Source organism: Citrobacter sp. TBCS-14 (genome assembly GCF_005280805.1).
Taxonomy (GTDB): Bacteria; Pseudomonadota; Gammaproteobacteria; order Enterobacterales; family Enterobacteriaceae; genus Citrobacter; species Citrobacter gillenii.
The window spans coordinates 165,953-188,155 of record NZ_SZWM01001020.1; the positions used below are offsets into that span (position 1 = coordinate 165,953).

Sequence of the window (22,203 nt, forward strand, 5' to 3'; positions counted from 1 at the left end):
CTGTTACGTGCTGTTGCCGGATGGCGGCGTTGCCTTATCCGGCCTACAGTACGGCTTGTTTTTGTAGGCCTGATAAGCGTAACGCCATCAGGCACTACACGTTACGGTGCAGGATAGGTATAAACCTGATGCACCGCTTCAATCTCTGCCAGTACCTCTTCGCTTAGCGTCAGATGCAAACTTTCGACATTGGTTTTTAGCTGCTCCATTGTTGTCGCCCCCAGCAGGGTGCTGGCGACAAACGGCTGGCGACGCACAAAGGCCAGTGCCATCTGCGCCGGGTCCAGGTTATGGCGTTTGGCGATATCTACGTAGGCGGCGACGGCTTTTTGCGTCTGTTCGCCGCTGTAGCGCGTGAAGCGACTAAACAGCGTATGGCGTGCGCCGGCAGGCTGCGCGCCGTTCAGGTACTTACCGGTTAATGTGCCAAAGCCCAGGCACGAGTAGGCCAGCAGTTCAATGCCTTCGTACTGGCTGACTTCCGCTAATCCCACTTCAAAGCTACGGTTCAGCAGGCTGTAGGGGTTCTGGATAGTGACAATGCGCGGCAGGTCGTGTTTGTCCGCCAGGTGTAAATAGCGCATGACGCCAAATGCGGTTTCGTTGGACACGCCGATATAGCGAATTTTCCCGGCGCGCTGAAATTCTGTTAGCGCTTCCAACGTTTCAAGCAGAGTGACTACCGGAGCGGAGTCTGTCCAGCTGTAGCCCAGCTTGCCAAAGCAGTTGGTTGGGCGCTGTGGCCAGTGAACCTGATACAGGTCCAGATAATCGGTTTGCAGGCGTTTGAGGCTGTCGTTCAGTGCCTGGCGAATGTTTTTACGATCCAGCGCCTGATTCGGGCGAATGCCGCTGTCATTATTACGCGACGGCCCGCTGACCTTCGAGGCGACGATCAGTTTTTCACGGCTGCCGTGTTTAGCGAGCCAGTTGCCGACGTAGGTTTCCGTGAGGCCCTGGGTTTCCGGGCGTGGCGGGACCGGATACATCTCGGCAACGTCGATTAAATTGATGCCTTGTGCTACGGCATAGTCAAGCTGTGCGTGTGCGTCGGCTTCGCTGTTTTGTTCACCAAACGTCATTGTGCCCAGCCCCAGTGTACTGACTTCCAGCGAGCTGTGGGGTATACGGTGATATTGCATAGCCGTTTCCTTTTTATAATCACAACATAAGGATTATAAAAATGGCTGAGGGAAGGGAAAAAGGGAAGCAAAATTGTTAAGGCCAGCAGCGAGGCTGACCTCAACCATCAACGCTCAATGATTTGAGATACGTCGTCGCGGTTAATCTGCATCGCATTGCCTTGCTGGTCGTGATAGCTCACCAGACCGGTATCATCATCAATTTCGGGTTTACCGTCGGTCAGGATCATCCGACCATCTTTGGTCGCCATCACATAATCACTGCTGCATCCAGAAACGGCGAAAGCCAATCCTACCGCGGAAATTAAAACTGCCCATTTTTTCATCTATTTATCCTCACGTGGCCTGCGTCTGACACTAGTTTAGTAATAACGCGAAGTTATGCCGGGCGAAAGCAGTAAAATCTTAATCTGTGAGAAGAAAAGGTGATGTGGGTCGTCGCTCCCCTTGCGGGGGAGCGACTGATGGGGTCAGAGCGGGTTCTTTTTATTGCGCAACAGGTTCAGGGTCTCTACACCGATAGAGAAGAACATGGCGAAATAAATGTACCCTTTCGGCACATGCACATCGAAACTTTCCAGAATCAGCGTGAAGCCGACCAGGATCAGGAAAGAGAGTGCCAGCATTTTTACCGAGGGATGGCGATCCACAAATTCACCAATCGGGCGTGCCGCAAACATCATCACGCCGACGGCAATAACTACCGCCGCCATCATGATAAACAGATGATCGGACAAGCCTACTGCGGTGATGACGGAGTCCAGGCTGAAGATAATGTCTAACAACATGATCTGCACAATTGCCCCGAGGAACGAGGATACGCGCGTTTTCAGCCCTTCTTCTTCACCTTCTATAGACTCATGAATCTCCTTACTGGCTTTCCAGATCAGGAACAATCCACCAAGCAGAAGGATCAGGTCACGCGCTGAGATCGCCTCGCCAAACACCTCAAACAGCGGGTTGGTCAGACGCGTGACCCAGGCGATAGACGCCAGTAGTGCCAGACGCATGATCATCGCTGCCGCCAGCCCGATACGTCGGGCATGACTGCGTTGTGCGGTCGGGAGTTTAGCAACGACCAAAGAAAGGAAAATAATATTGTCGATCCCTAGAACGATCTCCAGCAGCGTCAGCGTACCGAGCGCCAGCCAGGCGTTAGGATCGGTTATCCATGCAAATAACATCGAACAAAGTCCTGCCAAAAAAAAGAAGCGCTAATTATAGGCGCGTAACGCGGCGGGCGAAAGGCCGGGCTGTGCCTATTACGTCTGGAATAAAAAATGACGCTCCAGCAGTGCGCGCGTGAAGTTCTTTTTTAGATAAAAACCGCGTGGCAGGGTCAGAATTGGCTCACCATTCGCGCCAATGGCTTCGGTTAGCGCTTTCGCATTGGCGGCTTTTGGGCGTAGCTGTAACACTTCCCCATGGCGGGCGGTGATGCGTTCGACGCGGCCCAGCACAATCATGTCCATCAATTCTTCCCAGTCCAGGCGTAATTGCCGGTCTTCTTCTTCATTCGGACTCCATAACAGCGGGGATCCTACGCGACGTTGGGCTAACGGGATGCTGCGTTCCCCTTCCACCGGTACCCACAGCACACGTTTAAGTTTATGGCGGACATGGCTGGTTTCCCATGTTACGCCGGTATTGCCGGTTAATGGTGCTACGCAAACGAAGGTGGTTTCCAGCGGTCTGCCAAGACTGTCCACAGGGATCGTTTTCAGCTCTACGCCTAGCGCCGCAAAATCCTGCTCCGGCTTGCTGCCCGCGCTGGCGCCGAGCCAGATCTCCAGCAGTACGCCGATCCAGCCTTTGTCCCGTTTCAAATCGTTGGGGGTTACAATCCCCGCCATTGCCGCCAGCTCCCCTAACGTGTAGCCCGAAAGCCGCCGTGCCTGGGCAAGCAGCAGGGCTTCGGATTCAGGGGGAGAAAGCAGTGGCTGGAGTTCTGACATTGAGTTAACCCTTAGGCGAAAAAATGAGCAATGATTTTATACCGAGTGGACAGAGTTTATCTTTTTCCACAAGCTTTACTCAATTATATGATTTATATTGATTTTTAAATTTCATAATCAAGAGTTGCGCAACAACCGATGAGGTTTTCCAATTCTGGTCACTGACAATGAACAGGATCTTACACCATGTTATCCACAGAAAGATGGGATAACTGTGAAAAACCCCCACTACTGTTTCAATTTACAGCCTTGACGTGCGACGAAAATCGAATTTTCACACAAATTGTGCCTAACTTATTGGCACAATCTGTGGATAAAACCAACGCTGGTTGATCTTTCATCAGCTCGAGGATCGTATGCGTGATATACATCACATTTCTGTGTGTTGGGTGACGGTATTTGCTTTTAACTCAATGAATATAGACGACTAATTTTTATATGTGACAAAGGTCATATTCAGACTGTTCCGGGTTTTCCCATAGTAATTCCGTACTTCTTCACAACTATATCCACAGAAAAGGTGAATAAAATCGCCTAACTCAGCCTACCTCTGTTTATAACTCAGTCCTTTGCTGTGAGTTATTCAATTGTTATTAGAGTCTCGTGTGCTTAACACAGTGGTTTACCGCCTCTCAGGAGTGTGAAACAATCGTTTATATATAAGGTTTATGTTGAGGTAGTCCGGTGATTGATGACGATGGCTACCGCCCGAATGTAGGAATAGTAATTTGTAACCGCCAGGGGCAGGTCATGTGGGCCCGGCGATTTGGTCAGCACTCCTGGCAATTCCCGCAAGGTGGGATAAACGCGGGAGAGACAGCAGAGCAGGCGATGTACCGGGAACTGTTTGAAGAAGTGGGCCTCAGTCGTAAAGATGTGCGGATCCTGGCTTCTACTCGTAACTGGTTGCGTTACAAGTTACCGAAACGTTTGGTGCGTTGGGACACGAAGCCGGTTTGTATCGGCCAGAAACAAAAATGGTTCCTTCTGCAATTGGTAAGCAGCGATGCTGAGATCAATATGCAAACCAGCAGCACGCCCGAGTTCGATGGCTGGCGTTGGGTGAGTTACTGGTATCCGGTTCGACAGGTAGTGTCATTTAAACGCGATGTCTATCGCAGGGTGATGAAAGAATTCGCAAGTGTTGTGATGGCGCTTCAGGAGAGTACCCCAAAGCCGCAAAGCGCACCTGCGTACAGACGTAAAAGAGGTTAAGCTACGCAAATTATGCTCACCCGCCTGCGCGAAATAGTCGAAAAGGTGGCCAGTGCTCCGCGTCTTAATGAGGCGCTGAATATTCTGGTTACCGACATCTGTCTTGCGATGGATACAGAGGTCTGTTCGGTTTATCTGGCCGATCACGACCGACGTTGTTATTACCTGATGGCGACCCGGGGACTCAAAAAACCACGCGGTCGCACCGTTGCGCTTGCGTTTGATGAAGGTATCGTTGGCCTGGTTGGCAGGCTGGCGGAACCAATTAACCTCGCCGATGCGCAAAAACACCCCAGCTTCAAATACATCCCTTCAGTAAAAGAAGAGCGATTCCGCGCCTTCTTAGGCGTGCCGATCATTCAGCGCCGCCAGCTATTGGGTGTGCTGGTGGTCCAGCAGCGTGAACTGCGCCAGTACGATGAAAGCGAAGAGTCATTCCTGGTGACGCTCGCCACGCAAATGGCCGCCATTCTTTCTCAGTCGCAGCTCACCGCGTTGTTTGGTCAATACCGGCAAACGCGCATTCGTGCGTTGCCTGCCGCACCCGGCGTGGCGATTGCCGAAGGCTGGCAGGATGCCACGCTGCCGCTGATGGAGCAGGTGTATCAGGCGTCAACCCTGGATCCGGTACTAGAACGCGAACGACTGACTGAGGCGCTGGAAGAAGCCGCCAATGAATTCCGCCGCTACAGTAAGCGCTTTACGGCGGGAGCACAAAAAGAGACGGCGGCGATCTTCGATCTTTACTCGCACCTGCTTTCCGACACCCGTCTGCGCCGCGAGCTGTTTGCAGAAGTGGACAACGGTTCGGTGGCGGAGTGGGCGGTTAAAACGATTATCGAGAAGTTCGCTGAACAGTTTGCCGCCCTCAGTGATAACTATCTCAAAGAGCGGGCCGGGGATTTACGTGCGCTCGGCCAGCGTCTGCTGTTCCATCTTGACGATTCGATTCAGGGGCCAAATGCCTGGCCGGAACGTTTCGTGTTGGTGGCAGATGAGCTTTCCGCGACCACGCTGGCAGAGCTTCCGCAGGACCGACTAGTTGGTGTGGTGGTCAGAGACGGCGCTGCCAACTCCCATGCGGCAATTATGGTGCGCGCGCTGGGTATTCCGACTGTGATGGGGGCCGACATCCAGCCGTCGGTACTCCACCGCCGTACGCTGGTGGTGGACGGTTATCGCGGCGAGCTGCTGGTTGATCCTGAACCGGTTTTGATTCAGGAATATCAGCGACTTATCAGTGAAGAGATTGAACTCAGTCGCCTGGCAGAAGATGACGTTAACCAGCCAGCCCAGTTGAAAAGCGGCGAGCGCGTTAAGGTGATGCTCAACGCCGGGCTGAGTCCGGAACACGAGCAAAAACTGGGAAGCCGGATCGACGGCATCGGGCTGTATCGCACCGAAATTCCGTTCATGCTACAAAGCGGGTTTCCGTCAGAAGAAGAACAGGTTGCCCAGTATCAGGGCATGCTGCAAATGTTTAACGACAAGCCGGTGACTCTGCGTACGCTGGACGTCGGGGCTGATAAGCAACTGCCTTACATGCCCATCAGTGAAGAGAATCCGTGCCTTGGCTGGCGCGGGATCCGCATTACGCTCGATCAGCCGGAGATCTTTTTGATCCAGGTCCGCGCAATGCTGCGAGCCAACGCGGCAACCGGCAACCTGAGTATTTTGCTGCCGATGGTCACCAGTATTGATGAAGTCGACGAAGCGCGGCGCTTGATTGAGCGCGCCGGGCGCGAAGTGGAAGAGATGATCGGCTACGCGATCCCGAAACCGCGTATCGGCATCATGCTGGAAGTCCCGTCGATGGTCTTTATGCTGCCGCATCTGGCGAACAGGGTCGATTTTATCTCGGTGGGTACCAACGATCTGACCCAATATATTCTGGCAGTCGATCGTAACAATACGCGGGTCGCCAGCATTTATGACAGCCTGCATCCTGGGATGTTACGTGCGTTGGCGATGATTGCCCAGGAAGCCGAGAGAAGCGGCATCGATTTACGCCTGTGCGGCGAAATGGCGGGTGACCCAATGTGTGTGACCATTTTAATCGGTCTGGGTTTTCGCCACTTATCAATGAACGGTCGTTCTGTGGCACGAGTGAAATATCTGCTGCGCCACATCGATTTTGATGAAGCGCAAACGCTGGCACAGCGCAGCCTGGAAGCGCAACTGGCGACGGAAGTGCGCCATCAGGTGGCGGCATTTATGGAACGCCGCGGTATGGGCGGTTTGATTCGCGGGGGGCTGTAAGTCTGAATTGTCGGCCTGATCATCACTGTTTCATCTGGCATCCCTGTTGGTGTCTGGCTTAACTATACAGATCTTTTACATCTTCCCGGCATGCGTGGTGATCCCCTTGTGCTATCATTCGCACCTTCGGAGCGCCTGTATCATACAGGCGCGCTTATCAATTGCTGTCTGATTTCAGCGAAATAACAAGAACTTGTGGTGACAGATGACCAGTAGCTATCTGCATTTTCCGGAATTCGATCCGGTCATTTTCTCAATTGGACCCGTCGCACTTCACTGGTACGGCATGATGTATTTGGTGGGGTTTATTTTCGCGATGTGGCTGGCGACGCGCCGCGCTAATCGCCCAGGAAGTGGCTGGACCAAAAACGAAGTTGAAAACTTACTCTATGCAGGCTTCCTCGGGGTGTTCCTCGGTGGGCGTATCGGTTACGTACTGTTCTACAACTTCCCGCTGTTCCTTGATAATCCGCTGTATCTGTTCCGCGTCTGGGATGGCGGAATGTCATTCCACGGTGGTCTCATCGGTGTGATCCTGGTGATGATTATCTTCGCCAAACGCACCAAGCGTTCGTTCTTCCAGGTCTCTGACTTCATTGCTCCTTTGATTCCGTTTGGTCTGGGTGCGGGCCGACTGGGCAACTTTATCAACGGCGAACTGTGGGGACGCGTTGACCCGAACTTCTCATATAGCATGTTGTTCCCGGGCTCGCGTACCGAAGACATCTTACTGCTGCAAACCAACCCGCAGTGGCAATCTATTTTCGATACCTACGGTTCGCTGCCTCGTCACGCGTCTCAGCTTTATGAGATGGCGTTGGAAGGCGTGGTGCTGTTTATCATTCTTAACCTGTTCATTCGTAAACCGCGTCCGATGGGCTCGGTCTCCGGTCTGTTCCTGATTGGCTACGGCGCATTTCGTATCATCGTTGAATTTTTCCGCCAGCCGGATCAGCAGTTTACCGGCGAATGGGTACAGTACATCAGCATGGGGCAGATCCTGTCTATCCCGATGATTGTCGCCGGTATCATTATGATGGTTTGGGCGTACCGCCGCAGCCCACAGCAACACGCTTCCTGAGGAATCATGAAACAGTATTTAGAACTGATGCAAAAAGTGCTGGATGAAGGCACACAGAAAAACGACCGTACCGGAACCGGAACGCTTTCCATTTTTGGTCATCAGATGCGTTTTAATCTGCAGGAAGGATTCCCGCTGGTTACCACTAAACGCTGCCATTTGCGCTCTATCATTCATGAACTGCTGTGGTTTTTGCAGGGCGACACTAACGTGGCCTACCTGCACGAAAACAACGTTTCTATCTGGGATGAGTGGGCAGATGAAAACGGCAATCTGGGCCCGGTCTATGGTAAACAGTGGCGCGCGTGGCCAACGCCAGATGGCCGCCATATTGATCAGATCACCACGGTGCTTAACCAGCTGAAGAATGATCCGGACTCTCGCCGTATTATCGTTTCTGCGTGGAACGTAGGCGAACTGGATAAGATGGCGCTGGCGCCGTGCCATGCGTTCTTCCAGTTCTATGTGGCAGACGGCAAGCTCTCCTGTCAGCTGTATCAGCGTTCGTGCGATGTGTTCCTCGGCCTGCCGTTTAACATTGCCAGCTATGCTTTGCTGGTCCATATGATGGCGCAGCAGTGCAATCTGGAAGTCGGTGATTTTGTCTGGACCGGCGGCGATACGCACCTGTACAGCAACCACATGGAGCAAACGCACCTGCAGCTCAGCCGCGAACCGCGTGCCTTGCCGAAGCTGGTCATCAAGCGTAAGCCTGACTCTATCTTCGACTATCGTTTCGATGATTTCGAGATTGAAGGTTACGATCCGCACCCTGGTATTAAAGCGCCGGTTGCTATCTAATCGACCGCTACCCTGCCACGACCGACGCCCTCGCGCGTCGGTTTTTTTTGCCCTGATTTCAGTTTTTCGACGCTGATTCCTGAAATTTTGCAATGCGCTGAAACGAAGCAAATATTCCCCGAAGCTCGCCGAACAACCCGAATTCCCCACTCGTGATTATTTTCCTTATCGCCATACTGGCGGCATGAAAAAACAACAGGGCTATACGCTAATTGAAACGCTGGTGGCAATGCTCATCATCGTGACGCTAAGCGCGTCAGGGCTATATGGCTGGCAACGCTGGCAGCAACAGCAACGATTGTGGCAAACCGTCGTTCAGGTGCAGGACTACCTGCTGCAACTGCGCGAGGATGCCAACTGGCATAACCGTGACCATGTCATCGGCGTTATCAGAGAGGGAACGTCATGGTGTCTGGTCAGCTCTGCTGCGGCTCAAAATACCTGTAAGCCCGCTTCTGCGTTGGTGTTAATCCCGCGCTGGGATGATGTTGAGATGGCAGACATCACGCCGTCGCTGGCCTTTTTTGGCCTGCGCAACACCGCATGGGCTGGACATATTGGCCTAAAAAATGCCGCGGGTGAACGGTGGGTGGTGATATCGAACTGGGGGCGAATTCGGCTTTGTGAGCGTGATGAGGCAGATGTATGTCGGTAAACGAACGCGGTTTTTCATTGCTGGAGGTGCTGATCGCAATGGCTATCAGCAGCGTTTTGCTACTGGGGGCTGCGCGCTTTTTACCGACGCTTCAGCACGATATATTGCTCAACACGCGCCAGTTAGCCCTTGAAGATGAACTCTGGCAGCGAGCCTATACGGTGGCTAAACATCTCCAGCGGGCAGGGTACTGTCACGGAAACTGTAGCGGTGAAGGGCTGGTGATATCGGGACACGGTGATTGCGTAATTGCGCGTTGGGACGCTAACGGTAACGGCATTTGGGAGACAACCCCAGCTAAAGACGCGGACCAGATAGGTTTTCGTTTACAAGACCAGGTGCTGGAAACCTTGCGTGGTGCGACATCCTGCGATGGAAAGGGCTGGGATAAAATGACCGATCCTGGCACTGTTCTGATTGAGACATTTCAGGTTGAACGCCAGAACATCAGCGGATTTGCGCCCATCCTGACCTTGCGTCTGCGCGGAGCCAGCAAAAGTGCGCCACAAAAGGTTATTGAAGCGCGCTATAGCGTGACGGGGTTTAACCTGTGAACCGGGAACGCGGCGTATCGTCCCTGGCGATGGTGCTTTTGCTTCTGCTGCTCGGCGGTCTGCTGCTCCAGGGGCTTAGCCAACAGGAAGCCAGTTTTGCTTCGCGCGTTGCCACGGAAAGTCAGGCTTTGCAGCACCAGGCTGTGGTGCAATCCGCCATGGAATGGGGACGTATGCAGTCCTGGCAACGGCAACCGGCCGTGCAATGCCGGCGAGATTCAACCGCGAATGCAGCCGTATGCCTGCGATTACATGGCGAGAATAACGTGTTGCTTATTACCGACTATGAAGGGATGTCACTATGGCGGCAGGGCGAGGTTATCGATGGCAATATTGTATTTTCCGCACATGGCTGGAGCGATTTCTGCCCGCTAAGAGAGGCTGCTCTGTGCCTGCTACCCTGAACCGGCAACGCGGTTTTAGCCTGCCAGAAGTGATGCTGGCAATGGTGCTTATGGTCATGATTGTGACCGCATTGTCGGGGTATCAAAGGGTATTAATGAACAGTTTCCTCATCAGAAGTCAGTACCAGCAGCTGTGGCGCCATGCGTGGATGCAAACCCAAATGACGGCATTTCCGTCGCCGTTAAACTGGCAGGTAAACCGAATGCAGACAACGCGGGCGGGATGTGTCAGCATCAACGTCAAACTTTCTTCACCCTTGGGCAGGCAAGGTCAAATGACGCGTCTGCACTGCCCAAACAGTCAGTAGTCAGGAGCCGCTATGTTAAGGGTCTACCACTCCAATCGTCTGGATGTGCTGGAAGCGTTAATGGAATATATCGTTGAGCGCGACCGGCTCATCGATCCCTTTGAACCTGAAATGATCCTGGTTCAAAGTACCGGCATGGCGCAATGGCTACAAATGACCCTGGCACAGAAGTTCGGCATTGCCGCCAATATTGACTTCCCGCTACCTGCGAGTTTTATCTGGGATATGTTTGTGCGGGTACTGCCTGATATCCCAAAAGAAAGTGCGTTCAGCAAGCAGAGTATGAGCTGGAAGCTGATGACGCTGCTGCCGCAGTTGTTGGATGACGAGGCGTTCACGTTGCTGCGCCAGTATCTGACAGACGATACCGACAAGCGTAAGCTGTTTCAGCTCTCCTCACGTGCCGCTGACCTGTTTGACCAGTACTTAGTCTACCGCCCTGACTGGTTGACGCAGTGGGAGTTGGGGAAACAGGTTGAAGGATTGGGGGAGTCTCAGGCCTGGCAGGCACCGTTGTGGAAAGCGTTGGTGGAATACACCGCAGAGTTGGGGCAAGAGCGCTGGCACCGCGCCAATTTATATCAGCGATTTATTCAGACCCTGGAAAATGCCTCAAGCTGTCCGCAGGGACTGCCCGCTCGCGTCTTTATTTGCGGCATTTCCGCACTGCCGCCCGTGTATCTTCAGGCCCTGCAGGCGCTGGGGAAGCATATTGAAATTCATCTGCTGTTTACCAATCCATGTCGTTACTACTGGGGTGATATTAAAGACCCCGCGTATCTGACAAAGCTGCTGGCACGTCAGCGTCGGCATAGCTTTGAAGAACGTCATCTGCCGCTGTTTCGTGATAGCCAGAATGCTGAAGAGTTGTTTAACAGCGACGGCGAACAGGATGTCAGTAACCCGCTTCTGGCCTCGTGGGGCAAACTGGGGCGGGACTATATTTACCTGCTTTCCGAACTGGAAAACAGCCAGGAGCTGGATGCGTTTGTGGATATCACGCCTGACAATCTTTTGCATAACATTCAGTCGGATATCCTTGAACTGGAAAGCCGGGCCGTGGCGGGCGTTAATCTGGAGGAGTATTCGCGCAGCGATAATAAGCGCTTACTTGATCCGAATGACACCAGCGTAACGTTTCATGTCTGCCACAGCCCACAGCGTGAGGTGGAAATTCTTCATGACCGCCTGCTGGCGATGCTGGCGGCGGACCCAACGCTGACGCCGCGCGATATCATCGTCATGGTGGCGGATATCGACAGCTATAGCCCCTTTATTCAGGCTGTTTTTGGCAGCGCGCCGGCCGATCGCTATTTACCGTATGCCATTTCTGACCGTCGTGCGCGCCAGTCCCATCCGGTTTTACAGGCGTTTATTAGCCTGCTGTCGCTGCCGGACAGCCGCTTTGTCTCCGAGGATGTGCTGGCGTTACTCGATGTTCCCGTGCTGGCGGCGCGCTTCAACATCAACGAAGAAGGGCTGCGCTATCTCCGCTTATGGGTGAATGAGTCAGGCATTCGCTGGGGCATTGACGATGACAACGTGCGCGAACTGGAACTGCCGCCGACAGGCCAACACACCTGGCAATTTGGTTTGACGCGAATGCTGTTGGGCTATGCGATGGAAAGTACGCAGGGGGAGTGGCAATCCGTACTGCCGTATGATGAGTCCAGCGGTTTGATCGCCGAACTGGTGGGGCATCTGGCTTCGCTGTTGATGAAACTGAATCTCTGGCGTCGGGGTCTGGCGCAGGAACGTCCACTGGAAGAGTGGTTGCCTGTTTGCAACGACATGCTTAATGATTTCTTCCTGCCGGATGTGGATACCGAAGCGGCAATGACGCTGATTAAAGATCAGTGGCAGGCCATTATCGCTGAAGGTCTGGGGGCTAAATACGGCGAGGCCGTGCCGCTTTCGCTGTTACGGGATGAGCTGGCACAACGGCTCGATCAGGAACGCATTAGCCAGCGCTTCCTCGCAGGTCCGGTCAATATCTGTACCCTGATGCCGATGCGATCGATTCCTTTCAAGGTAGTGTGTCTGCTGGGCATGAACGACGGCGTTTATCCGCGCCAGCTTGCGCCTCTGGGTTTCGATCTGATGAGCCAAAAGCCGATGCGTGGTGACCGAAGCCGCCGTGATGATGACCGCTATCTGTTTCTGGAAGCCCTGATTTCGGCGCAGCAAACGCTCTACATCAGCTACATTGGTCGTTCAATCCAGGACAACAGCGAACGCTTTCCGTCGGTGCTGGTACAAGAGTTGCTGGACTATATTGGGCAAAGCCACTATTTGCCGGGTGATGAAGCGCTCACCTGTGATGAAAGCGAGGCCCGGGTAAAAGCGCACATAACCCGTTTGCATACCCGCATGCCTTTTGACGCACAAAACTATCTGCCGGGAGAGCAGCAAAGTTATGCCCGGGAGTGGCTGCCCGCGGCGAGCCTGACAGGCAAAGCACACACTGATTTTGTGCAACCACTGCCATATGTCATGCCTGAAATCCTGACACTAGAGACGCTGCAGAGATTTTGGGCACACCCGGTGCGGGCTTTTTTCCAGATGCGGCTACAGGTGAACTTCCGCTCTGAAGAGAGTGATATACCGGAGACAGAACCCTTTATCCTTGAAGGATTAACCCGCTATCAGCTTAATCAGCAACTGCTTAACACGCTGGTTGAACAGCATGATGCGGAGCGTTTGTTCCGTCACTTCCGTGCGGCAGGCTCGCTGCCTTTCGGGGCATTTGGCGAAATCCTATGGGATGCCCAGCGCCAGGAAATGCAGTCGCTGGCCGAGCGTATTATCGCTTGTCGCCAGCCGGGTCAGAGTATGGAGATCGATCTCAACTGCAACGGCGTGCAAATCACCGGGTGGCTACCGCAGGTTCAGCAGGACGGTTTGTTGCGCTGGCGCCCATCTTTGTTAAGCGTTTCTCAGGGCGTGCAACTTTGGCTGGAACATCTTGTCTATTGTGCCAGTGGTGGAACGGGTGAGAGCCGGCTGTTCCTGCGTAAAGATGCAGAGTGGCGTTTTCCTCCACTGGATGCCGAGCAGGCAATGCGCTACCTGGCGCAGCTTGTTGACGGGTATCGCGAGGGCATGTCATCGCCGTTGCTGGTGCTACCGGAAAGCGGTGGGGCATGGATAAAAACCTGTTATGACGCCGCAAATGATGCCATGTTAGAGGATGACGACACGCGGCAAAAAGCGCGTAGTAAGTTTTTGCAGGCCTATGAAGGCAACATGATGGTACGCGGTGAGGGTGACGATATCTGGTATCAACGCCTGTGGCGTCAGCTGGAGCCGGATACGCTGGAGGCCATCGTGGCGCAGTCTCAGCGCTTTTTGTTACCGTTATTTCGCTTTAATCAGTCATGATGATTGTATAAAAATTGCGCAATTCGATGGCTTCCTCTATGATGCGCTTTCTGTCACGGACTGATTCTTACACATAAGATGCTGACTCGTTCAGCACAAAGTCTTGCCCTGTTCAGACCCCGCCTTTCTGCGTGGTTTGCTGTGAACAGGTGAATACGTTAATGATGAGGTTTGTGAATGCCCCGCAGCACCTGGTTTTGCGCAATACTGTTGTTCGTCGCCCTTTGGGCGCCCGTAAGTCAGGCAGATAGCGGTTGGCAGCCCTTAGCTGAAACCATCCGTAAAAGCGATAAAGATACCCGCCAGTATCAGGCCGTGCGCCTGGACAACGGCATGGTCGTGTTGCTGGTATCCGATCCCCAGGCCGTGAAATCCCTTTCCGCACTGGTGGTGCCCGTTGGGTCTCTGGAAGATCCCGACGATCATCAGGGGCTGGCGCATTACCTCGAACACATGTGCCTGATGGGCTCGAAAAAATACCCGCAGCCGGATAGCTTAGCGGAATTCCTTAAAATGCACGGCGGCAGCCACAATGCCAGCACGGCGCCTTATCGCACGGCTTTCTATCTTGAAGTTGAAAACGACGCGCTGCTCGGGGCGGTGGATCGTCTGGCGGATGCCATTGCCGAACCGTTGCTGGATAAAAAATATGCCGATCGCGAGCGTAATGCCGTTAACTCTGAGCTGACGCTGGCGCGTACCCGTGACGGTATGCGTATGGCGCAGGTGAGTGCCGAGACCATCAACCCGGCGCACCCGGGCTCGCGCTTCTCCGGCGGTAACCTGCAAACGCTGAGCGACAAGCCGGGTAATCCGGTGCTGCAGGCTTTACAGACGTTTCATGAAAAGTACTACTCGGCAAACGTGATGAAGGCGGTAATTTACAGCAATAAACCGCTGCCAGAACTGGCGCGGATAGCCGCTGATACCTTCGGACGGGTGCCGAACAAAAATATCGAAAAGCCGGAAATCACCGTCCCGGTAGTTACCGACGCGCAAAAGGGCATCATAATCCACTATGTCCCGGCGATGCCGCGTAAAGTGCTGCGCATTGAGTTTCGTATTGATAACAATAGCGCACAGTTTCGCAGTAAAACCGATGAGCTGGTGACGTACCTGATTGGCAACCGCAGCCCAGGTACCTTGTCTGACTGGCTGCAAAAGCAGGGATTAGTGGAAGGCATCCGTGCGGACTCTGACCCGGTGGTCAACGGTAACAGCGGTGTATTAGCCATTTCCGCGACCTTAACCGACAAAGGCCTGGCGAATCGCGATGAAGTGGTCGCGGCCATCTTTAGCTATCTCAACCTGTTACGCGATAAAGGCGTCGATAAACGTTATTTCGACGAACTGGCGCACGTGCTGGATCTCGACTTCCGCTATCCGTCCATCACCCGTGATATGGACTATGTGGAATGGCTGGCAGATACCATGATCCGCGTTCCGGTAGAACATACGCTGGATGCGGTAAATATTGCCGACCAGTACGATGCGAAAGCCGTGCAGCAGCGTCTGGCGATGATGACGCCGCAGAACGCGCGTATTTGGTACATCAGTCCAAAAGAGCCGCACAACAAAACCGCATACTTTGTTGATGCGCCTTATCAGGTCGATAAAATAAGCGATAAAACCTTCGCTGACTGGCAGCAAAAAGCGCAGGGCATTGCGCTGTCTTTGCCGGAGTTAAACCCCTATATTCCTGACAATTTCACGCTGATTAAAGCGGATAAAAAATATGCGCGTCCGGATCTGATTGCCGATGAGCCGGATTTACGCGTGGTCTATGCGCCGAGCCAGTATTTTGCCACTGAGCCGAAAGCCGACGTCAGCGTGATCCTGCGTAACCCGAAGGCGATGGACAGTGCCAAAAACCAGGTGTTATTCGCGCTTAACGATTACCTGGCAGGCATTGCGCTTGACCAGTTGAGTAATCAGGCTGCGGTGGGCGGTATTGGCTTCTCGACCAACGCCAACAACGGTTTGATGCTCAACGCTAACGGTTATACGCAACGTTTACCGCAGCTTTTTCAGGCGCTGCTGAGCGGTTATTTCAGCTATACCTCTACGGAGGAACAACTGGAACAGGCGAAATCCTGGTACGCGCAGATGATGGACTCTGCGGAAAAAGGCAAGGCCTACGACCAGGCGATTATGCCGGTACAGATGCTTTCTCAGGTGCCGTACTTCTCGCGTGATGAGCGCCGTAAGTTGCTGCCTTCTATTACCTTAAATGAGGTGATGACCTACCGTGACACGTTAAAAGCCGGGGCGCGACCTGAATTCCTCGTGATTGGTAATATGAGCGAGGCGCAGGCGAAGACCATGGCGCGGGACATCCAGAAACAGCTGGGTGCTAACGGCTCGGAGTGGTGTCGTAACAAAGATGTGGTGGTGGACAAAAAGCAGTCCGTTATCTTTGAAAAAGCGGGCAGCAGTACAGACTCCGCGCTGGCGGCGGTATTTGTCCCCACCGGCTACGATGAATACACCAGCTCAGCCTACAGCGCCATGTTAGGACAGATTGTGCAGCCGTGGTTCTACAATCAGCTGCGTACCGAAGAGCAGTTGGGATATGCCGTATTTGCCTTCCCGATGAGCGTAGGCCGTCAGTGGGGGATGGGCTTCCTGCTGCAAAGCAGTGACAAGCAGCCGTCTTATCTGTGGGACCGCTACAAAGCATTTTTCCCCACGGCGGAAGCGAAGCTGCGGGCGATGAAAGCCGATGAGTTCGCGCAAATTCAGCAGGCTATCATTGCGCAAATGCTGCAGGCGCCGCAAACGTTAGGGGCAGAAGCTTCGCAGTTAAGCAAAGATTTCGATCGGGGTAATATGCGCTTCGATTCACGTGATAAAATCGTGGCTCAGATTAAACTGCTGACGCCGCAAAAGCTTGCCGATTTCTTCCATCAGGCGGTGGTTGAGCCGCAAGGCATGGCGATACTGTCACAGGTTTCCGGCAGTCAGAACGGGAAAGCAGACTATGTGCACCCGGAAGGCTGGAAAGTGTGGCAGACCGTCAGCGCGTTGCAGCAAACCTTACCCCTGATGAGTGAAAAGAATGAATGATGCCGCTGAGTCCCTTGATCCTCTCCGCTTGCCCCTGACGGGCGAGCGTTTGATTGAAGCCTCCGCAGGCACCGGTAAAACCTTTACCATCGCCGCCCTGTATTTACGTTTACTGCTTGGACTGGGCGGCTCTGCCGCCTTTCCCCGTCCGCTGACCGTCGAAGAGCTATTAGTGGTCACCTTTACGGAGGCGGCCACTGAAGAACTGCGTGGACGTATTCGTAGCAACATCCATGAACTGCGCATTGCCTGCCTGCGTGAAACCACCGAAAACCCGCTGTACGTCCGTCTGTTAGATGAAATTGCCGATAAAAAGCAGGCCGCGCAGTGGCTGCTGCTGGCTGAACGACAGATGGATGAAGCGGCGGTGTTTACCATCCACGGTTTTTGTCAGCGCATGCTCAGTCTCAATGCCTTTGAGTCCGGCATGTTGTTTGAACAACAGCTGATTGAAGATGAATCACTGCTGCGTTATCAGGCCTGCGCGGACTTTTGGCGTCGGCATTGCTACCCGCTGTCTCGCGATATTGCGCAGGTGGTTTTTGAAACGTGGAAAGGGCCGCAGGCGCTGTTGAGGGATATCGATCGCTACTTGCAAGGGGAAGCGCCGGTCATTAAAGCGCCGCCGTCAGCAGATGAAACGCTGGCATCCCGACACGAAAAAATCCTCGCACGCATCAACCAAATCAAGCAGCAATGGTGCGATTCGGTTGATGAGCTGGACGGATTGCTGGAAGCCTCGGGGATCGACAGACGTAAATTTAACCGGGGTAATCAGGGTAAGTGGATTGAGAAGATAAGCGCCTGGGCGCAGGAAGAAACGCAAAGTTATCAGTTGCCGGATGCCCTGGAAAAATTCTCCCAGCGTTTTCTGGAAGAACGTACCAAAGCGGGCGGCATCACGCCACAGCATCCGCTTTTTGTTGCCATTGATGAACTGCTCGCTGAGCCGCTGACTATTCGCGACTTGGTGATCACACGGGCACTGGCGGAGATCCGCGAAACGGTGGCTGCAGAAAAACGTCGACGCGGTGAGCTGGGTTTTGACGATATGCTCAGTCGCCTCGATGCGGCGCTGCGCAGTGAAAGCGGCGACGCACTGGCGACAGCCATCCGTAGCCGTTTTCCGGTGGCAATGATTGATGAATTCCAGGACACCGATCCGCAGCAATATCGCATTTTCCGCCGTATCTGGCAGCATCAGCCGGATACGGCCCTGCTGCTGATTGGCGACCCGAAACAGGCGATTTACGCGTTTCGCGGCGCGGATATTTTTACCTATATGAAGGCGCGCAGCGAAGTGAGCGCGCACTACACGCTCGACACCAACTGGCGCTCGGCGCCTGGCATGGTTAATGGTGTGAATACGCTGTTTAGCCAGATGACCGACGCCTTTATGTTCCGCGAGATCCCCTTTAGTCCGGTGAAATCCGCCGAAAAAAATCAGTCGTTGCGGTTTGTCCTGAACGGTGAAACACAGCCAGCGATCAACATGTGGTTGATGGACGGGGAAAGTTGCGGTGTCGGTGACTATCAGAATTACATGGCCCGGGTTTGTGCAACGCAAATTCGTGACTGGCTGAAAGCCGGACACGCGGGCAAGGCGCTTCTGACGAGCGCTAAAACATCACGACCGGTACGCGCGTCGGATATCAGCGTGCTGGTGCGCAGTCGCCAGGAGGCAGCGCTCATCCGCGATGCGCTGACGCAACTGGCGATCCCGTCGGTCTATCTTTCCAACCGTGACAGCGTCTTTGATACCCTCGAAGCGCAGGAACTGCTGTGGGTATTGCAGGCGGTGATGACGCCGGAGCGTGAAAATACGCTGCGTAGCGCACTGGCAACGTCGATGATGGGGCTGAATGCGCAGGATATCGAAACGCTCAATAATGATGAGCATGCCTGGGATGCGGTAGTCGAGGAGTTTGACGGCTACCGTCAGCTCTGGCACAAGCGCGGCGTGATGCCGATGCTTCGCGCGCTGATGTCGGCGCGTCAGATTGCGGAAAACCTGCTGGCAACGGCGGGAGGCGAGCGTCGCCTGACTGATATTTTACACATCAGCGAGCTGCTACAGGAAGCCGGTTCGCAGTTGGAAAGCGAGCATGCGCTGGTGCGCTGGTTATCCCAGCATATTCTTGAGCCGGACAGCAATGCATCCAGCCAGCAACTCAGGCTGGAAAGCGATAAGCACCTGGTCAAAATCGTCACTATTCACAAATCGAAAGGGCTGGAATACCCGCTGGTCTGGCTGCCTTTCATCACTCATTTTCGCGTGCAGGATCAGGCGTTCTATCACGATCGCCGTTCGTTTGAAGCGGTGCTGGATCTCAGCCAGGCTGATGAGAGCATCGAGCTGGCTGAGGTTGAACGTCTGGCGGAAGACCTGCGTCTGCTCTACGTCGCGCTGACCCGTTCGGTATGGCACTGCAGCCTTGGCGTTGCGCCGCTGGTACGCCGCCGGGGAGATAAAAAAGGTGACACCGATGTGCATCAAAGCGCGCTGGGCCGTCTGTTGCAAAAAGGCGAGCCGATGGACGCTGCCGGACTGCGCGCCGCCATTGATGCGCTTTGTAGTGACGATATTGCCTGTCGGGTCCCTGATGAACCGGACTCCGAACGCTGGCTTTCTGCTGAAGAAAGCCGCGAGCCGTTGAGCGCGCGGACGCTGCCGCGCCTGCCAGGCGATAACTGGCGCGTTACCAGTTATTCCGGCCTGCAACAGCGCGGGCACGGTATCGCGCAGGATCTGATCCCCCGGCTGGACGTTGATGCGGCGGGCGTCGGTGAAGCGATTGTGGAATCCGGACTCACGCCGCACCAGTTCCCGCGTGGGGCGTCACCGGGAACATTTTTGCATAGCCTGTTTGAAGCGCTTGATTTTACCCAGCCGGTGGACCCGCTTTGGGTGCAGGAACAACTCGCGCTTGGCGGGTATGACGCACATTGGGCGCCGGTTCTGACCCCGTGGCTGGAGGCCATTTTGCATGCGCCGCTCAACGAAACTGGCGTGAGTCTGAGCGCACTTTCAGCGCATGAAAAACAGGTGGAGATGGAGTTTTATCTGCCGATTTCGCAGCCGCTGATTGCCAGCCAACTGGATGCGTTGATCCGTCAGTATGACCCGCTCTCGGCGGGCTGTCCTCCGCTGGATTTTATGCAGGTACGCGGCATGCTGAAAGGGTTTATCGACCTGGTGTTCCGTCATCAGGGGCGTTATTACCTGCTCGACTACAAGTCTAACTGGCTGGGTGAAGACAGTACGGCGTACACCCAGCAGGCGATGGCCGCTGCCATGCAGGCGCATCGCTATGATCTGCAATATCAGCTTTATACCCTGGCACTGCACCGCTATTTACGTCATCGCATTGCAGACTACGACTATGAACGTCATTTTGGCGGTGTCATCTACCTCTTCCTGCGCGGCGTTGACAGCGAACAACCGCAGCAGGGGATTTACGCGACCCGACCTGACGCAGAATTGGTCGCTTTGATGGACGAGATGTTTGCCGGTGCGACACTGGAGGAGACGTTATGACAATCCAAACGCGATTACTGGAGGCGGTAGAGCAAAAGCAGCTCCGGGCGCTGGATGCCCAGTTTGCGCTGGCGGTTGCCGGTAACGATAACCCTGCGGTCACGCTGGCAGCGGCGCTACTCAGTCGTGAAGCGGGTGAGGGACACGTCTGTTTACCGCTTTCCCGTTTATCCTTAAGCGAAGACGCCCATCCTCTGCTGAGCGCCTGGCTGAGCGAAGCGGGTGAGCCTGCAGACTGGACTGAATGCCTGCTGGCCTCCGTGGCGGTGAGTCGTGGCGAGCGTCCCACTCCGTTGGTGCTGTACGGCGATCGCCTGTACCTGAACCGGATGTGGAATAACGAACGTACGGTCGCCCGTTTTTTCAGTGAAGTTAACCAGGCCATCGACGTCGATGAGTCGCGGCTGGCCCAGACGCTGGAGACGCTTTTTCCGCGAACAGAAGAGGGCGTTAACTGGCAAAAAGTGGCGGCGGCCGTGGCGCTGACTCGCCGTATATCGGTGATCTCCGGCGGACCGGGCACCGGTAAAACCACCACGGTTGCGAGGCTGCTGGCGGCATTGATTCAGATGACCGACGGCGAGCGCTGTCGTATTCGCCTGGCGGCACCAACGGGAAAAGCGGCGGCGCGTCTGACCGCGTCGCTGGGCGCGGCACTGCTTGAGCTGCCGCTGACCGATGAGCAAAAGAAACGCATTCCGGATGATGCCAGTACGTTGCATCGGCTGTTGGGTGCACAGCCCGGCAGCCAGCGCCTGCGCCATCATGCGGGCAACCCCCTGCATCTTGATGTGTTGGTGGTGGATGAAGCCTCGATGATTGATTTGCCCATGATGTCACGCCTGATTGATGCGCTACCGCCGCACGGGCGGGTGATTTTTCTTGGCGATCGCGACCAGTTGGCGTCCGTTGAGGCGGGCGCGGTGCTGGGGGATATCTGTGCCTTTGTGAATGCCGGGTTTACCCCCGAACGCGCAAAACAGCTGAGTCGGTTGACCGGCAGCACCATTCCGGCGGGCGTGGGCACCCAGGCCGCCTCTTTGCGGGACAGCCTCTGTCTGCTGCAAAAAAGCTACCGTTTCGGCAGTGATTCCGGTATCGGCCAGCTGGCGTCGGCGATTAATCGCGGTGATAAAGCCGCGCTGAAAACGGTATTCCAGCAGGGATTTAGCGATATTGAAAAACGTACCCTGCGCAGCGGGGAAGACTATGTCGCTATGCTTGAAGAGGCGTTAGCCGGATATGGCCGCTACCTGACGTTGTTGCGCGAAGGCGCAGAGCCGGGGGCTGTCATTCAGGCATTTAATGAATATCAACTGCTGTGCGCCCTGCGAGAAGGGCCATTCGGCGTAAGCGGACTGAATGAACGCCTTGAACAGGTGATGGTACAAAAACGTAAAATCCAGCGTTCCGCGCATACCCGCTGGTACGAGGGGCGACCGGTAATGATTGCGCGTAATGACAGTTCGCTGGGGCTGTTTAACGGAGATATCGGTATTGCGCTCGATCGTGGGCAGGGGCTGCGGGTATGGTTCGCTTTGCCGGATGGGTCCATCAAGTCGGTACAGCCCAGCCGTTTGCCGGAACATGAAACCACCTGGGCGATGACGGTGCACAAATCGCAAGGGTCTGAATTTGATCATGCGGCGTTGATTTTGCCTAGCCAGCACTCGCCCGTTGTCACCCGCGAACTGGTATATACCGCCATTACCCGCGCGCGCCGCCGCCTGTCGTTGTACGCCGATGAGCGGATATTAACTGCGGCTGTTGCTATTCGCACGGAACGTCGCAGCGGGCTGTCTGCGCTGTTTAATGACGGCATTACAGAGTAGGTTTTGTTGGCC

16 protein-coding genes are annotated in these 22,203 nt (G+C 54.5%); 12 read left to right on the forward strand and 4 right to left on the reverse strand.

Going from position 1 to position 22,203, the window contains the following annotated elements; genetic code table 11:
• Nucleotides 1-101 precede the first annotated feature (101 nt).
• The 4 genes from FDX22_RS23465 to mutH all read right to left on the reverse strand — a co-directional run bounded on the left by FDX22_RS23465 (nt 102) and on the right by mutH (nt 3,097).
• A complete protein-coding gene (locus FDX22_RS23465) occupies nt 102-1,142 on the reverse strand; it encodes an NADP(H)-dependent aldo-keto reductase (protein WP_096755845.1) in 1,041 nt (346 codons plus the stop codon).
• A 107-nt stretch (nt 1,143-1,249) separates the two neighbouring features.
• On the reverse strand, nt 1,250-1,468 hold the full coding sequence (gene ygdR / locus FDX22_RS23470) for a lipoprotein YgdR (protein ID WP_000758660.1): 219 nt from the start codon (nt 1,466-1,468) through the stop codon (nt 1,250-1,252).
• Between the two features lie 144 nt (nt 1,469-1,612).
• Nucleotides 1,613-2,326, reverse strand: coding sequence for a TerC family protein (locus tag FDX22_RS23475; RefSeq protein WP_096755846.1), 714 nt, complete (start codon nt 2,324-2,326; stop codon nt 1,613-1,615).
• A gap of 78 nt (nt 2,327-2,404) precedes the next feature.
• The gene (gene mutH / locus FDX22_RS23480; protein WP_137399912.1) at nt 2,405-3,097 is read right to left on the reverse strand and encodes a DNA mismatch repair endonuclease MutH; all 693 of its coding nucleotides are present in this window, start codon (nt 3,095-3,097) and stop codon (nt 2,405-2,407) included.
• Between the two features lie 684 nt (nt 3,098-3,781).
• Between mutH and rppH the strand changes: the two genes are divergently transcribed.
• The 12 genes from rppH (at nt 3,782) to recD (ending at nt 22,191) form a co-directional block, all read left to right on the forward strand.
• A complete protein-coding gene (gene rppH, locus FDX22_RS23485; RefSeq protein ID WP_003825602.1) occupies nt 3,782-4,312 on the forward strand; it encodes an RNA pyrophosphohydrolase in 531 nt (176 codons plus the stop codon).
• A 12-nt stretch (nt 4,313-4,324) separates the two neighbouring features.
• The gene (gene ptsP, locus FDX22_RS23490) at nt 4,325-6,571 is read left to right on the forward strand and encodes a phosphoenolpyruvate--protein phosphotransferase (RefSeq protein WP_115257570.1); all 2,247 of its coding nucleotides are present in this window, start codon (nt 4,325-4,327) and stop codon (nt 6,569-6,571) included.
• Between the two features lie 205 nt (nt 6,572-6,776).
• The gene (gene lgt, locus FDX22_RS23495; RefSeq protein ID WP_115257571.1) at nt 6,777-7,652 is read left to right on the forward strand and encodes a prolipoprotein diacylglyceryl transferase; all 876 of its coding nucleotides are present in this window, start codon (nt 6,777-6,779) and stop codon (nt 7,650-7,652) included.
• Nucleotides 7,653-7,658: 6 nt separating this feature from the next.
• Complete coding sequence (gene thyA, locus FDX22_RS23500) at nt 7,659-8,453, forward strand: thymidylate synthase (protein ID WP_096755850.1); 795 nt, start codon at nt 7,659-7,661, stop codon at nt 8,451-8,453.
• 184 nt (nt 8,454-8,637) lie between these two features.
• Nucleotides 8,638-9,108: a prepilin peptidase-dependent protein gene (locus tag FDX22_RS23505; RefSeq protein WP_117343821.1), complete on the forward strand. Its 471-nt coding sequence runs from the start codon at nt 8,638-8,640 to the stop codon at nt 9,106-9,108.
• Nucleotides 9,099-9,662, forward strand: a complete 564-nt coding sequence (locus FDX22_RS23510) for a prepilin peptidase-dependent protein (RefSeq protein ID WP_146717862.1) — start codon at nt 9,099-9,101, stop codon at nt 9,660-9,662. The genes FDX22_RS23505 and FDX22_RS23510 overlap by 10 nt, the downstream gene beginning before the upstream one ends.
• Nucleotides 9,659-10,066 carry a DUF2509 family protein gene (locus tag FDX22_RS23515; RefSeq protein ID WP_146717863.1) on the forward strand — a complete coding sequence of 136 codons (408 nt, stop codon included), beginning with the start codon at nt 9,659-9,661 and terminating at the stop codon, nt 10,064-10,066. The genes FDX22_RS23510 and FDX22_RS23515 overlap by 4 nt, the downstream gene beginning before the upstream one ends.
• A complete protein-coding gene (locus FDX22_RS23520) occupies nt 10,051-10,374 on the forward strand; it encodes a prepilin-type N-terminal cleavage/methylation domain-containing protein (RefSeq protein ID WP_096755854.1) in 324 nt (107 codons plus the stop codon). Before FDX22_RS23515 ends, FDX22_RS23520 begins: the two co-directional genes overlap by 16 nt.
• A 12-nt stretch (nt 10,375-10,386) precedes the next feature.
• Nucleotides 10,387-13,755 carry an exodeoxyribonuclease V subunit gamma gene (recC, locus tag FDX22_RS23525; protein WP_146717864.1) on the forward strand — a complete coding sequence of 1,123 codons (3,369 nt, stop codon included), beginning with the start codon at nt 10,387-10,389 and terminating at the stop codon, nt 13,753-13,755.
• Nucleotides 13,756-13,932: 177 nt separating this feature from the next.
• Nucleotides 13,933-16,821, forward strand: coding sequence for a pitrilysin (gene ptrA / locus FDX22_RS23530; protein ID WP_146717865.1), 2,889 nt, complete (start codon nt 13,933-13,935; stop codon nt 16,819-16,821).
• Nucleotides 16,814-20,359, forward strand: a complete 3,546-nt coding sequence (gene recB / locus FDX22_RS23535; RefSeq protein WP_146717866.1) for an exodeoxyribonuclease V subunit beta — start codon at nt 16,814-16,816, stop codon at nt 20,357-20,359. Before ptrA ends, recB begins: the two co-directional genes overlap by 8 nt.
• Nucleotides 20,356-22,191, forward strand: a complete 1,836-nt coding sequence (recD, locus tag FDX22_RS23540) for an exodeoxyribonuclease V subunit alpha (RefSeq protein ID WP_146717867.1) — start codon at nt 20,356-20,358, stop codon at nt 22,189-22,191. Before recB ends, recD begins: the two co-directional genes overlap by 4 nt.
• Nucleotides 22,192-22,203 lie beyond the last annotated feature (12 nt).